This is a genomic window from Micromonospora sp. SL4-19 (assembly GCF_047921475.1).
In the GTDB taxonomy this organism is placed as follows: domain Bacteria; phylum Actinomycetota; class Actinomycetes; order Mycobacteriales; family Micromonosporaceae; genus Micromonospora.
The window spans coordinates 729,038-741,845 of the sequence record NZ_JBLROB010000001.1; the positions used below are offsets into that span (position 1 = coordinate 729,038).

Consider the following 12,808-nt stretch of genomic DNA (forward strand, 5'->3'; position numbering starts at 1 on the left):
ACCTCTACTTCACTCGAGACCGCTACCCCTCCAAGGCTAGCCGGATGATCTGGTCCAGCGCCGCCGGGAATCGGGTGAGATCATCCAACACCGTGTGCGCCCCGGCGGCCCGCAGTTCTTCCTGCGTACAGGGTCCGGTCGCCACTCCCACGCCCGGGATTCCCGCCGTCTTCGCGGCGGTCATGTCCGCGACATGGTCCCCCACGTAGAGGGTCGCGCCGTGCTCCCGCAGCGCGGTCGCCTTCTGCTCGGCGAACAGGTCCCCGGCCAGCTCGTCGACGGCCAGCCCGAGGTGGTCCAGGTGCAGCTTCGCCAGCCGGCCGATCTTCGAGGTCACCACCATGACGCGGCCGCCCCGCGCGTGCACCGCCTCGATCGCGGCCTCCGCGCCGGGCAGCGGCACGGACGGGGTGATCGCGTACGCCGGGTAGAGCTCGCGGTAGATGGCCACCGCCTCCTCCACCTGCTCCGGCGGGAACCAGCGCGCGATCTCCGTCCGCAGCGGCGGGCCGAGCCGCGACACCGCCGCGTCCACGTCCACCGGCACCCCGGTACGCGCCGTCAATGCCCGGTACGCGGCGGCGATGCCGGGGCGCGAGTCGACCAGGGTCATGTCGAGGTCGAAACCGACCATCAGTGAGGGCATGCCGAGAACCTACCCGGCCGACCCGACCGAGCCGGACGTCCGAGGGGCGCGACGGCACCCGTCCGGGCTAGCGTGGTACGACGATGACCACCTCACTCGCCGATCACCTGCGGGCCCTCCCCGACGAGTCCCTGGCCGCCCTCCTGCAGCTGCGGCCAGACCTCGTCGTGCCGGTGCCGGCCGACGTGTCCGCCCTCGCCATCCGGGCCCAGTCGCGGGTCTCCGTGGCCCGGGCCCTCGACGGGCTGGACCAGTTCACCGTCCAGATCCTGGACGCCGCCCGGCTCACCCGGGATCCGGAGGGCGGTGGCACCGCCACCGAGGCGATCCTGGCGATGGCCACCGCCGGCCCGCACCCGCCCGCCCCGACCGCCGTCCGGGGCGCGGTGAACAAGCTGCGCGCGCTCTTCCTGCTCTACGGCCCGGAGCACGACCTGCACGTGGTGGGCGGCGTCGACGAGGTCTCCCCGTACCCGGCGGGGCTGGGCCGACCGGCGGCGGAGCTGGACCCGCGAGCGGCGGCCCTGTGCGCGGACCCGGCGAAGCTGCGGCGCACGCTGCTGGCCGCGCCCCCCTCGGCCCGGGCGATCCTGGACCGGCTCGCCGCCGGGCCCCCGGTCGGCACCGTGCCGCCGGGCGCGCTCGACGCCCCCGCCACCGGCGCCGAGGACGACCTTCCCCCCGACCTGACCAACGGCGGCGCACCCACCGGCTCGCCGATCCGCTGGCTGGTGGAGCACCGGCTGCTCGTCCCGATCTCCGGCGGCAAGGGCGCCGCGGGCACCGTCGAACTCCCTCGCGAGGTGGCTCTGCTGCTGCGCCGGGACACCGGTCCGCTCGGCCCGCTGCGCACCGATCCGCCCGTGGTGGCGAGCCCGCCCCGGGAGCCGAAGGCCGTGGACTCCGCCGGGGCCGGGCAGACCATGGAGGTGGTCCGCCACGTCGAGGCGCTGCTGGAGAGCCTCGCCGCCGAGCCGGCCCCGGTGCTGCGCTCCGGCGGCGTCGGCGTCCGCGACCTACGCCGGCTGGCCCGCGGGCTCGGGCTGGACGACCCGACCACCGCGCTCCTCTTCGAGGTGGCGTACGCGGCCGGGCTGGTCGGCGAGCTGGAGCTCACCGCCGCAACCACCACCCGCTACGGCGGCGACCAGCAGATCCTGCCCACCGGCGGGTACGAGGTGTGGCGCGCCAGCTCGCTCGCCCAGCGCTGGGAACAGCTGGCCCGGGCGTGGCTGACCATGACCCGCCAGGTGGGCCTGGTCGGCCAGCGCGACGACCGGGACCGACCCATCTCGGTGCTGTCCGCCGAGGCGGAACGGGCCGGTGCCCCGGGTGCCCGACGCGCGGTGCTCGCCGTCCTGGCCGACCTGGCCCCGGCCACCGCCCCGACCCCGGACGAGATGCTGGAGCTGCTGGACTGGCGGGCGCCCCGGCGGGCCCGGGGTCGGGAGGCCGCGCATCGCGAGGTGCTGGCCGAGGCCGCCCAGCTCGGGGTGACCGGGCTCGGCGCGCTCACCTCGTACGGGCGGCTGCTGCTGGCCGACGTGACCGAGGCCGACGAGCGGTTGGACGACCCGCTCGGGCTGCGCTCCGACGTCGAGTCGGGCGAGCCGTCCACCGCCGTACGCGCGCTGGACGCGCTGCTCCCCGCCCCGGTCGACCACTTCCTCCTGCAGGCCGACCTCACCGTGGTGGTGCCCGGCCCGCCGGACCCGGCGCTCGCCGCCGAGCTGGAGGTGGTGGCCCAGCACGAGTCGGCGGGCGGCGCGAGCGTGTACCGGGTCACCACCGGCAGCGTCCGGCGCGCCCTGGACGCCGGCTACTCCGCCGACGACCTGCACGCGCTGTTCCGGCGGCGATCACGCACCCCGGTGCCGCAGGGGTTGACCTACCTGGTGGACGACGTGGCCCGTAAGCACGGCGGGCTGCGGGTCGGCTCGGCCGGCGGGTACGTGCGCAGCGACGACGAGGCGCTGCTCACCGAGGTGCTGGCCGACAAGCGGCTGGAGTCGTTGGCGTTCCGCCGGCTCGCCCCGACGGTGCTCGCCACCCCGTACCAGGTGGGGCGGATGCTGACCGCGCTGCGCGACGCCGGATACGCGCCGGTGCCGGAGGACGCCAGCGGCGCGACGGTGCTGTCCCGGCCGAAGACCCGGCGGGCGCCGGCCCGGATGCCGGTGGCCACCCGCGGCCTGGACCCGCTGGCCTCACCGAAGCTGCCCCTGCCCCGGCTGCTCGGGGTGGTGGAGCAGATCCGCCGCGGCGACGCGGCGGCCCGGGCGGCACGGCGGGCCCCGGCGGTGGTCCGGGGCGGCACGGCTCGCACCGGTCCGCTGCCCGCGCACACCCACAACGACGCGCTCGCCGTGCTCCAGCAGGCGGTCCGTGACAAGGCGCTGGTCTGGGTGGGCTACGTCGACGCACACGGGGCGACGACGTCCCGGCTGGTCCGGCCGGTGTCGATCGGGGCGGGCTACCTGCGCGCGGAGGACGACCGCACGGAGATGCTGCACACCTTCGCACTGCACCGGATCACCGCGGCGGTGCGGGAGGACTGAGGCGGCCCGGGGGCCGCGGCGCTCAGCGGCCGTTGCGGCGGATCGTGCCGATCACCGAGACGGCGAGCAGCATCGCGAACGCCGCGCCGGCCGACTCGCCGACCGAGTCGACGAAGCCCTGCCGCTGCACCAGCAGCCCGAACAGGAACCAGCCGACCACGCCGACGGCGGCCGCCGCGTACCCGATCAGGGCCGCCGTCGAGATCGGGTCCCGCTGCGTCTGGTCGTCCTTGGCGAGCGCATCGTGGTCGACCGTCATCTTCAAGTCCCTCCCACCCCCACTGGACCTTTTTCCAGCGTGGCACTGAAAGGAACGAGCGGACAGGGGGCAAAACCCCCATCGGGGGCGGGACGGTCGCTTAGACGGCCGGATCAGGTGCCCGGGCGGTGGCCGAAGACGACCACCCGGGTGCCGATCGCGCCCAACTCCCAGAGCCGGACCGCGTCGCGGTGCAGCAGGTTGACGCAGCCGTGCGAGCCGATCGACCCGTTGTGCAGGTAGGTGGTGGTCTCGTGGAAGCCGATCCCGCCGTTGAACTGCTGCCAGTAGGGCAGCCACACCTCGTACGGGTTGGACCACTCCTTCAGGTTCCGCCCGCCGACCCGGTAGGTGCCGGCCGGGGTCGCGTATCCGGACATGCCGGTGCGGGTGACCGTCGGGCCCATGACCACCTTGCCGTTGCGCATCGCCCAGACCGTCTGCCGGGTCAGGTCGATGCAGAAGGTGAGCCCGGAGCCGGCGTGGCAGCGGCTCACGTCGGTGCTGGCCAGTCGCCGCGCCACGTCGTACGTGGTGGCGCCGGCGCGGCCGGCGGCGGGGCTGATCCCGTACCGGCGCTGGAACTTCTTGATCGCGGCGCAGTCGGCGGCGGACTGCTTCCCGTCCACGGTCAGCGTGCCGAACCCGCCCAACTTGGTCAGGTACGTCTCCACGGCCCGCTGGTGCTCGCCCTGCGGGCAGCCGGTGGACCCGCTCGGCTTGGGTGTGGCGCTCGGCTTCGGCGTCGTCGTCGGGCTGGGTTTCGGCGTGGCCGTCCGGCTCGGCTGCGCCGACGGGGACTCGGTCGGCTGCTCCGGCGTGGGCGGCGCGCTCGCCCCCGATGCTGTCTCCGCGACGATGACGGGGGCCGGGGCGCCCGCCCCGGATCCGTCACGCCGCGGCTCGAGCGCGCACGCACCGACGCCGACCAGCACGACCGCAGCCAGGGCGACGGCCCGGGCGGCAAACCGGACACGCTTCATGGGCCCTCCCCTGCACAGTTGTCCCGCTTGCTAGACGTAGGAAACGACCATCCCGTTGCCTGTCGCGCGTAACTTTTTTCGGGCACCTCCACCCGTGCAACACTGGATGGTCCGCCTTCGGCAGGTCAGCCGGCACGCGGGCGAGGAGAATCCGGCAAGGGAGAGGACGCTGGCGTGAGCGGTGGACCACTGATCGTGCAGTCGGACAAGACCCTGCTGCTGGAGATCGACCACCCCGACGCGCAGGCGTGTCGGATGGCCATCGCGCCCTTCGCCGAGCTGGAGCGCTCCCCGGAGCACGTGCACACCTACCGGCTCACCCCGCTGGGGCTGTGGAACGCCCGGGCCGCCGGCCACGACGCCGAGGGCGTGGTCGACTCCCTGATCAAATACTCCCGCTACCCGGTGCCGCACGCGCTGCTGGTCGACGTGGCCGAGACCATGGACCGGTACGGTCGGCTCCAGCTCGCCAACGACCCGGTGCACGGCCTGGTGCTGCGCGCCCTGGACCGGGTGGTGCTGGTCGAGGTCGCCAAGAGCAAGAAGCTCGCCGGCATGTTCGGCGCGAAGATCGACGACGACACGATCGCGGTGCACCCGTCCGAGCGGGGCCGGCTCAAGCAGGCGCTGCTCAAGCTGGGCTGGCCGGCCGAGGACCTGGCCGGATACGTCGATGGCGAGGCGCACCCGATCGAGCTGGCCGAGGCCGGCAAGGACGGCGTGAAGCCGTGGACGCTGCGGTCCTACCAGCGGGAGTCCGTGGAGGCGTTCTGGGCCGGCGGGTCGGGTGTGGTGGTGCTGCCCTGCGGCGCCGGCAAGACGCTGGTCGGGGCGGCGGCGATGGCCGAGGCGAAGGCGACCACGCTGATCCTGGTGACCAACACGGTCGCCGGCCGGCAGTGGAAGCGGGAGCTGGTCGCCCGCACCTCGCTCACCGAGGACGAGATCGGCGAATACTCGGGCGAGCGCAAGGAGATCCGCCCGGTCACCATCGCGACGTACCAGGTGCTCACCTCGCGGCGCGGCGGCGCGTTCACCCACCTGGACCTGTTCGGGGCCCGCGACTGGGGCCTGGTCATCTACGACGAGGTGCACCTGCTGCCGGCGCCGATCTTCCGGTTCACCGCGGACCTCCAGGCCCGCCGCCGGCTGGGGCTGACCGCCACTCTGGTCCGCGAGGACGGCCGCGAGGGCGACGTGTTCAGCCTGATCGGCCCCAAGCGGTACGACGCGCCGTGGAAGGACATCGAGTCGCAGGGCTGGATCGCCCCGGCTGAGTGCACCGAGGTCCGGGTGACCCTCACCGACGCCGAGCGGATGGCGTACGCGACGGCGGAGGCCGAGGAGCGCTACCGGATGGCGGCGACCGCCCGGACCAAACTGCCGGTGGTACGCGCGCTCGTGCAGCGGCACCCGAACGATCAGGTGCTGGTGATCGGCGCCTACATCGACCAGCTGCACCAGCTCGGCGAATACCTCGACGCGCCGATCGTGCAGGGCTCCACCACCAACAAGGAGCGGGAACGGCTCTTCGACGCGTTCCGCTCCGGCGAGCTGCGCACCCTGGTCATCTCCAAGGTCGGCAACTTCTCAATCGACCTGCCCGAGGCGGCCGTGGCGATCCAGGTGTCCGGCACGTTCGGCTCCCGGCAGGAGGAGGCACAGCGGCTCGGCCGGGTGCTGCGTCCGAAGTCCGACGGCCGGCAGGCGCACTTCTACACCGTCGTCTCCCGGGACACCATCGACACCGAGTACGCCGCGCACCGGCAGCGCTTCCTCGCCGAGCAGGGGTACGCGTACACCATCGTGGACGCCGACGACGTCCTGGGGCCGTCCCTGCCCTCTTTCGACTGACCCTCTCGTTGATCGACTCCACTTGCGGCATGTCACGGTGTCCGGGTCACTCTGATACCCCTCTGTCCCGCAAACGGAGTCGATCACCAGCGTCAGTCTCGAGCGGCCATGCCGGGAGCGACTGTCCCTCCCGCCCCCTACAGACTTGATGTCGTAAACGACTCAGCCGCCAGCGCTTCCCTGCCGAGCAGGTGTACTCAGCGGCGCAGGATGGTTTCCCGCTCCATGTGCGACAGCTTCTCTGGATTGCGTAGGGCGTAGATCCCGGTGATCAGGCCGTCGTCGATACGCAAGGCCAGGACGCTGTCGAGTTCGCCGTCGAGGTGGAGGATCAGCGCCGGGTAGCCGTTTACCTGCGCCGGCCGCAGCGACGAGATGCCGGCGACCCTGCCCCATCCGCCGGCCAGCAGGCGTGCCACCTTGTCGGCCCCGACGATGGGACGCGGGACGGCCTGCTTGACTCCGCCACCGTCGCCGAGCAGGACGACATCCGGCGCGAGGATGTCGAGCAGGCTCTGCAGCTCGCCCGTTTCGACCGTCCGCTGGAACGCGTCGAGCGCGTCTCGGGTCTCGGCTGCTGACGTCACCTGGCCACGCTGTTACAAGGGCCTGATCGCCGGCATCTCGTGTTCGTCAACGCCACACCAAGAGTGAGGACGGAACGATGGACACCCGGTTCAACATGTTCGACAACGAGATCGCCGTCAAGTTCTTCAAGCGGTTCGCCAACGCGGGCATGGTGATCCAGCAGTCGCCCCTGCCGAAGTCCACCCAGGAGCTGGTGTCGCTGCGGGCCAGCCAGATCAACGGCTGCGGTTGGTGCATCGACATGCACACCAAGGAGGCAACGGCCGCCAGCGAAACCTCCGTCCGACTCAACCTGGTCGCCGCCTGGCGCGAATCAACCGTCTTCACCGCGGCCGAGCAGGCCGCGCTGGCGCTCGCCGAGGAGGGTACCCGGCTCGCCGACGCTCACCAGGGCGTGTCCGACGAGACCTGGGACCAGGTGCGCAAGCACTACGACGACGACCAGGTCGCCGCGCTGGTCTCCCTGGTCGCCCTGATCAACGCAGCCAACCGGCTCGCCGTGATTGTGCACCAGCAGGGAGGTTCCTACCAGCCCGGCATGTTCGCCACCGCGTTCGACTGACTCTCCGACAACGCTGGCTCGGCCTCGGGATCACTCGATCCCGGGCCGGGCCCGCGCATGTCCGAGCGCGGGCCCGTGTTCGCCGGGGCGTGGGCGCCAGGATGCCTTACGTCGACCAAGTCACGTTGTATCTGGAGATTGCGGGGGTGTCACGTGTCGCCGCTCTCCACGGCACCGCCTAGGCCAGCGAAGTAGACGCGTATTGCAAGAGAGGTCGGCGTGTACTGTCGCCTCCCCTGCCCATTCTCTCCCCTGTGGACCAGCCCTCGCTCGGAGAGAGCCTTGGCTCGCTTTCCAATCAGCTGATACGAGCAGTCTAGATCGCCAGCAACCTCCTGCGCGAATAGAGGGCGGTCCTCGCTCTTGAGGGTGTGCAGTATGCCCAACTCCACACGCGGGAGCAGGAGACTCTCATCCACAGAACGAAGAGTGTCCTCATACTTGCGCGATAGATTTATTACGTTGCACGTTCCCTCTCGGCATGCAGGGCACAGCATTCCGTAGCGTCGCAGCATTTCGAGATCTGAATAGTCGTGCCTGACTTCACACGCCGAGCAGACAATTTCTTGGTTCGAGGCGAGATAATCCCGCAGAATCGGAGAGTAGTCGAACACCCTCTCGGCATAATATTGTCGATAGCGCTGCTCTCGCGATCCCACCGGCCGGCCGAACTCGATCTTGTTATGTTGGCATAACCCATAATTCAAGGCATACACAACCACCTTTCGACCGTCGCGATCAGTCATCACATAGTACTTGGTCACGAAGAAATTGAGCTCGAGGGTAGCGAGAAGCGACTCAAACTCCAGTGGGACGTGGAAATGACTAGTAGGAGCGCGACCCTGCTGATCACGAATCACAGATGAGGTTGAGCTTCTAAGCACCTTAGCTCTGTCGATAATTTTGTCAAGCAACTCCTTCAAGCTGAATATGGACGACCGTTCATCGAAGCTCTCCTGCAGAAATCGGTTCATCTCAAAATAGGCATTCAGCTTTTCTTCGCAGTAGCGGCGTGCGGCCATTCTGACATCTCTAGCGCTGATTTCGCGCCCATAAATTAAGGATGTCTCGTAGGCGAAGAAGAGCAAATAGCCCAGGCTCCGGGGATTCGCCATAGTGGCGTAGAAGAGCTGGCGCCAGAGGTCTTCCTCCCTTCTGGAGGCAAAGTAGTTCACTCCCTGCGGATCTGCCGTGAAGTGACCCAAGCGGCGCTGAATGAGACGCCGAGTGAAATCTACTGCCTTATCTTCCATGGCGACAATGTCACTCGTGCCATAGAGAGAAAAGAGGTCAAGGTTGATCTCGTCGATCTTGGACTTATCTATTTGCCCGAAGTAAATCCGCCCGGGGTAAGCCGCGACCTTAAACTTGACCAGCTCATCAGACCAGTTGTTAAGCGGCCCTAGAAGGGCATCCACGACGACCTTCATCGCCTCCAACGGAAGCTCCGAGAAGTCATCCACGAAAATATAGAGGTGGCGGATTTTGAAGCGGTCCAGCAATACTTTCAACTGAAGGATAAACTTCTTAACATCAAACGTTCGCATGAGCACGTCAGCATATGCCGCCTCATCGGCCGTGGTCTCGGTGTAGCTCGAAGTGGATTCGACTCCCACTCCCACCGATGACTGGCCAGAAATACTCGCTTTGGCCGACTTCGCCGACGCCTCACCATGCTCAAGGCTTTTAGTTGTCGAGCCCTGGCGCAAATAAGCACCAAGAACATTCTCGAATCGCACGCGATCCGCATCGGCCAGGATATCATCTAGACCTTCAAAAAGCTCGTCTAAGGTTCCGCCAAGCGCACGGCGAAGCTTCTTCCATAGCGTTGGTTCTATCCTCCTTCGCAACTATCGCGGATAGATTCGATCATGGAGGACAAGAAGGCCTTGTGCAGCAAAAGCCGTTCGAGGGCACCCGGCGGCAGTGCACCGTCAATCTGCGTCAATTGAGCCGACATCACGGGATCGACCTGGGAGGCTTCGTATACCGTCTTAATGTCAATGTACGCCGATGTAACGTCTGACCTCTTCCGGAGTTCGTGCTGCGCCCACTGGAAGATCGTAGACTTACCTGTTCCCTTTCGACCTACAACAAAGGTCGTATTTGGCTTTAGCATGGTGTTCAACACGTGATCATTGGGCAATGGATCGACGTAAAGGTTTTCTATTAGATTATCCGACCCCGATGCATCTCCCAACTCCGCCCGTCGGTACAACTTTAGCGACTGGGCTGCATCGCGAAATCCATCAAGATTCTTCTGAGAGAATGACCCGGCCATGATCCCCCTGATCGCATGTGGAGTTTAGCCTGAATCTTCACGGTCCCGATATGACAGATTCGAGGTCGCTACAGGCACTCAGTTCCATTTAAGTACATGCGAGTGCTCTGACGCCAGAGGAGGGCGGGCGGCCGCTAGAGTCCACATAACCCAGGCCAGCGAAAGGCGAACTGGACCCTCCAAGGGTGCGAGCTTGTCAGAGCCGGATGGTTTCAGCGACGAAGACGCCGCGGCCCGGGCGACCGACGAGCACACCCTGCTCCCGCAGCCTCGCCACCGCCCGGCTGATTGTGGACTGCGAGACGTCATAGGTGTCTGCCAGAGCCCGCCCAGAGGGGAGCTGAGAGCCAGGTGGGTACGTCCCGTCCTTGATCTTGCTCTGGAGATCGTCGAGTAGCTCGTCCATCGTGGGCGGAATAGGCACGTCAGGCCCCTTGCAGTCGGTTGGCCCGCCCAGTATCGATCAACGATCACGCCACAGGCAACGCACGTAGCACGGGTGGCATAGGTGACTCGCTGACTCAGAGACATGCTTGACATAGGTGACTCGGTGGCAATACCGTCACTCCCGGTGATGCGGTGCTGCTGCGGTCGGTTGGCGCCTCTCGTACCGGTCTCGCATCGCCGTCGAGACCTCACCCTCCGCGCTCCCCCGGCGCGGCCCTGCGGTACCTCAGACAAGGCGGCAGGGCGGGGCGGCCTCCGCCGACCGCAACCGGCGGAGGCCGCCCCCTCCACTTCGACGCGATCCGACGAAGGGCGGTCACTCCGTGCGCAACCTGATCCGTCGGCTGGCGGGCCGACAACGCGAGGAATTACGTCCGACACCAAACGCCGGCCCACCCCAGGCTCGGCTTCCCCTACGGCCCTGGCAGATCCGCGAGCGGTGCTTCAACGTCCGCCGGCGGGGCCTCGACCCGATCGAGATCCGCGCCTTCCTGCACCGGGTGGCCGACGAACTGGCCGTCGCGCAGACCGCCCTGGTCGCCGTGCAGGAGGAGAACGTACGGATCAAGAACGCCCTGCGTGCGTGGCAGAGCGCCCAGTCGGCGAACAACCGCTACCGATGACCGACCGCTGGGTGATCCACCTGCCGGTCACCGCGCCCGACCTGCACCGCGCCCGGATCTTCGCTCGTACCGCCGCCCGGGTGCTGGCCCACCTCAGCGCCCGCGTCGAGCCGGGCGGGGTGACCGTCTCGGCCGAGGATCAGCAGTGCGTACGCCACTGGGTCTTCTGCGACCGGCTGCTGCCCGGCGGCGGCCGGTGCGCGCTGCCGGTGGACCACACCTCGCCCTGCTCGCGGCGCGCGCCGTGGCTCAACCGGTGAAGACGACCGGGCGAGGCGCCTTTCAACCCCGGCGGCGCAGGTAGCGGGCGCGGCGGCCGGCGTCGTGGAAGCCGAGCCGCCGGTACAGCGCGGCGGCCGGGTTGTTGTCGTTGACGCAGAGCCACGCCTCCCGGGCGCCGTCCCCGGCCAGCGCCCGCAGTGCGGTCGCCACCAGGTACGCCCCGACCCGTCGGCCCCGCCATTCCGGTACGACGCCCACCTGGTCGATCCAGTTGTCGATGACGTTGAGGAAGCCGACGGCCGTGCCATCGGGACCACGGGCGATCAGCGACAGGTCCGGCCGGTAGTCGTCGTCCTCGCGCAGGTCACCCAGCCATTCCTCGGCGGTCGGCGCGCCGAAGCCGGGCCGGTCGGCGAAGGACGCGTAGTAGGCCTCGAAGAGTTCGGGGCCGATCTCCCAGGTCACCGGCTCGGTGCGCACGCCGTCGGGGCGCGCGACCTCCGGCAGGGCGGTGAGGTCGTGCCGCAGCACCCACTCGGTGAAGGTCCGCTCGAAGCCGCGCGCCGTGAAGAGGGCATCGGCGCCCAGGTTCCAGGATTCGGTGGTCAGCAACAGATCCGCGTCGCCGGCCTGCTCGCCCGCCCAGCTCAACAGCCGGCTGCCGAGGCCCCGCCCCCGCCAGTCCGGGTGCACCAGGCCGGTGCTGGTGGCCGACTGCCCGCCGGTGCCGACGCCCACGGCCGCAACCAGGCCGCCGTCATGCCAGGCACCGAGGGTACGGGTCTGCAGCAGCCGCGCCCGCAACAGCGGGGTACGGGCGAACAGCGGCAGCCCACCGTCGGCGGCCAGGCACGCCTCGGCCAGCTCGGTCAGCTCCACGAGGTGCCCCTCGCCGAACTCTTTCCAGGTCGGTGCGTCCCCGCCCAGCTCCGACATGATCGTTTGCCCTTTCGTCTGCCGCCGATCACGCGACGGCCAGCCGTCGCGGCTGATGCCGGGCCGGCGCGACGCGCCCAGTGGGCAAGTAGGCACCCGTGCCCGGACCGCTGTCAACGGATTTCAGCCGGGCAGGGGCGGCGTGAGCAGGTCTTTAGACGCACGCAGGTCACCGTTCGGCGCCGATCCGGTCGGCCAGCCTGCTCCCGGTTCAGGTGCAGGCTGCGGCCAGCGATGGCGGCACCTACGAGACGTCGAACAGGCGCAGCCCGTCGTACTCGGCGAAGTCGGCGTAGTCCTTGCCGTTGAAGGTCGCCAGAGGCAGCCGGTCGACCAGGCAGCAGGCGGCGATCCACGAATCGTTCGCCGGGCGGGGGCGGCCACGATGCTGGGCCCGCGCCTGGAGCTGCCCCCATGTCGTCGCCACCACCTCGTCGAAGGGCAGTAGTACTATCCCGGACCGCCATTGCGCGAGGTCAGCCAGCTTGCGCGGCCCCCAACTCCGTAACGCGGTCCACTTGGTCAGCTCCCCGAGCGTCACGAACGTGATGCAGAGGGTCTTACCGGCCAGACGGGCGCGAAGTCGGTCAGGCAGCCGTCCGCGCAGAATCGCCGACGCGACGTCGGTGTCCAGAACGACCAGGCTCACGCGACGCCAGCCCGCCGGGAGGCGTATAGGTCAGCGAGAAAGTCGTCCAACTCCTCGTCCGACTCGAACAGGTCTGGCCGGGCGAGGTCGTCGACGGAGGCAACCGGTCGAACACCCTGCCGACGAGCCAGTTCCTCCGCCGGCATGTGCTCGACGGTGGGCCACACGGGCATCCGCTCGGCGTTGCTCGACATCACGGC

The 12,808-nt window shown here is 68.8% G+C and carries 14 protein-coding genes; 5 read left to right on the top strand and 9 right to left on the bottom strand.

What is annotated here, in order from left to right; translation table 11 throughout:
- Positions 1–22: 22 nt before the first annotated feature.
- On the bottom strand, positions 23–646 hold the full coding sequence (locus ACNAVT_RS03380; protein ID WP_416292658.1) for an HAD family hydrolase: 624 nt from the start codon (positions 644–646) through the stop codon (positions 23–25).
- An 83-nt stretch (positions 647–729) separates the two neighbouring features.
- Here ACNAVT_RS03380 and ACNAVT_RS03385 point away from each other — a divergent pair, with 83 nt between their 5' ends.
- Positions 730–3,204 carry a helicase-associated domain-containing protein gene (locus ACNAVT_RS03385; RefSeq protein ID WP_416292659.1) on the top strand — a complete coding sequence of 825 codons (2,475 nt, stop codon included), beginning with the start codon at positions 730–732 and terminating at the stop codon, positions 3,202–3,204.
- A 22-nt stretch (positions 3,205–3,226) separates the two neighbouring features.
- On the opposite strand, the gene ACNAVT_RS03390 is transcribed toward ACNAVT_RS03385, so the two are convergent.
- Positions 3,227–3,463, bottom strand: coding sequence for a hypothetical protein (locus ACNAVT_RS03390; RefSeq protein WP_416292661.1), 237 nt, complete (start codon positions 3,461–3,463; stop codon positions 3,227–3,229).
- A 113-nt stretch (positions 3,464–3,576) separates the two neighbouring features.
- Positions 3,577–4,446, bottom strand: a complete 870-nt coding sequence (locus ACNAVT_RS03395) for a L,D-transpeptidase family protein (RefSeq protein WP_416292662.1) — start codon at positions 4,444–4,446, stop codon at positions 3,577–3,579.
- Between the two features lie 174 nt (positions 4,447–4,620).
- Here ACNAVT_RS03395 and ACNAVT_RS03400 point away from each other — a divergent pair, with 174 nt between their 5' ends.
- Positions 4,621–6,300, top strand: a complete 1,680-nt coding sequence (locus tag ACNAVT_RS03400; protein ID WP_416292664.1) for a DNA repair helicase XPB — start codon at positions 4,621–4,623, stop codon at positions 6,298–6,300.
- A gap of 197 nt (positions 6,301–6,497) precedes the next feature.
- On the opposite strand, the gene ACNAVT_RS03405 is transcribed toward ACNAVT_RS03400, so the two are convergent.
- Complete coding sequence (locus tag ACNAVT_RS03405) at positions 6,498–6,887, bottom strand: hypothetical protein (protein WP_416292666.1); 390 nt, start codon at positions 6,885–6,887, stop codon at positions 6,498–6,500.
- Between the two features lie 77 nt (positions 6,888–6,964).
- Here ACNAVT_RS03405 and ACNAVT_RS03410 point away from each other — a divergent pair, with 77 nt between their 5' ends.
- A complete protein-coding gene (locus tag ACNAVT_RS03410) occupies positions 6,965–7,450 on the top strand; it encodes a carboxymuconolactone decarboxylase family protein (RefSeq protein WP_416292668.1) in 486 nt (161 codons plus the stop codon).
- 149 nt (positions 7,451–7,599) lie between these two features.
- On the opposite strand, the gene ACNAVT_RS03415 is transcribed toward ACNAVT_RS03410, so the two are convergent.
- A complete protein-coding gene (locus ACNAVT_RS03415; protein ID WP_416292669.1) occupies positions 7,600–9,300 on the bottom strand; it encodes a hypothetical protein in 1,701 nt (566 codons plus the stop codon).
- Positions 9,301–9,927: 627 nt separating this feature from the next.
- The gene (locus ACNAVT_RS03420; RefSeq protein ID WP_416292861.1) at positions 9,928–10,137 is read right to left on the bottom strand and encodes a winged helix-turn-helix domain-containing protein; all 210 of its coding nucleotides are present in this window, start codon (positions 10,135–10,137) and stop codon (positions 9,928–9,930) included.
- 385 nt (positions 10,138–10,522) lie between these two features.
- Between ACNAVT_RS03420 and ACNAVT_RS03425 the strand changes: the two genes are divergently transcribed.
- Positions 10,523–10,801: a DivIVA domain-containing protein gene (locus tag ACNAVT_RS03425; RefSeq protein ID WP_416292863.1), complete on the top strand. Its 279-nt coding sequence runs from the start codon at positions 10,523–10,525 to the stop codon at positions 10,799–10,801.
- Entirely contained in the window at positions 10,798–11,061 is a 264-nt protein-coding gene (locus tag ACNAVT_RS03430) for a hypothetical protein (RefSeq protein WP_416292671.1), read from the top strand. Before ACNAVT_RS03425 ends, ACNAVT_RS03430 begins: the two co-directional genes overlap by 4 nt.
- Before the next feature lie 22 nt (positions 11,062–11,083).
- Here the strand turns inward: ACNAVT_RS03430 and ACNAVT_RS03435 are convergent, their stop codons facing one another.
- From ACNAVT_RS03435 to ACNAVT_RS03445, 3 genes are all read right to left on the bottom strand, one after another.
- Positions 11,084–11,959 carry a GNAT family N-acetyltransferase gene (locus tag ACNAVT_RS03435; protein WP_416292672.1) on the bottom strand — a complete coding sequence of 292 codons (876 nt, stop codon included), beginning with the start codon at positions 11,957–11,959 and terminating at the stop codon, positions 11,084–11,086.
- 244 nt (positions 11,960–12,203) lie between these two features.
- The gene (locus ACNAVT_RS03440) at positions 12,204–12,608 is read right to left on the bottom strand and encodes a type II toxin-antitoxin system VapC family toxin (RefSeq protein WP_416292674.1); all 405 of its coding nucleotides are present in this window, start codon (positions 12,606–12,608) and stop codon (positions 12,204–12,206) included.
- Positions 12,605–12,802 (bottom strand): hypothetical protein, encoded by a 198-nt coding sequence (locus tag ACNAVT_RS03445; protein ID WP_416292676.1) that lies wholly within the window; start codon positions 12,800–12,802, stop codon positions 12,605–12,607. The genes ACNAVT_RS03440 and ACNAVT_RS03445 overlap by 4 nt, the downstream gene beginning before the upstream one ends.
- Positions 12,803–12,808 lie beyond the last annotated feature (6 nt).

Bases quoted from the DNA above. Each gene is read 5' to 3' on its own strand.
- ACNAVT_RS03435 (WP_416292672.1), bottom strand. From the start codon at position 11,959: ATGTCGGAGCTGGGCGGGGACGCACCGACCTGGAAAGAGTTCGGCGAG.
- ACNAVT_RS03395 (WP_416292662.1), bottom strand. From the start codon at position 4,446: ATGAAGCGTGTCCGGTTTGCCGCCCGGGCCGTCGCCCTGGCTGCGGTC.
- ACNAVT_RS03420 (WP_416292861.1), bottom strand. From the start codon at position 10,137: ATGGACGAGCTACTCGACGATCTCCAGAGCAAGATCAAGGACGGGACG.
- ACNAVT_RS03390 (WP_416292661.1), bottom strand. From the start codon at position 3,463: ATGACGGTCGACCACGATGCGCTCGCCAAGGACGACCAGACGCAGCGG.
- ACNAVT_RS03430 (WP_416292671.1), top strand. From the start codon at position 10,798: ATGACCGACCGCTGGGTGATCCACCTGCCGGTCACCGCGCCCGACCTG.
- ACNAVT_RS03380 (WP_416292658.1), bottom strand. From the start codon at position 646: ATGCCCTCACTGATGGTCGGTTTCGACCTCGACATGACCCTGGTCGAC.
- ACNAVT_RS03445 (WP_416292676.1), bottom strand. From the start codon at position 12,802: ATGTCGAGCAACGCCGAGCGGATGCCCGTGTGGCCCACCGTCGAGCAC.
- ACNAVT_RS03385 (WP_416292659.1), top strand. From the start codon at position 730: ATGACCACCTCACTCGCCGATCACCTGCGGGCCCTCCCCGACGAGTCC.
- ACNAVT_RS03410 (WP_416292668.1), top strand. From the start codon at position 6,965: ATGGACACCCGGTTCAACATGTTCGACAACGAGATCGCCGTCAAGTTC.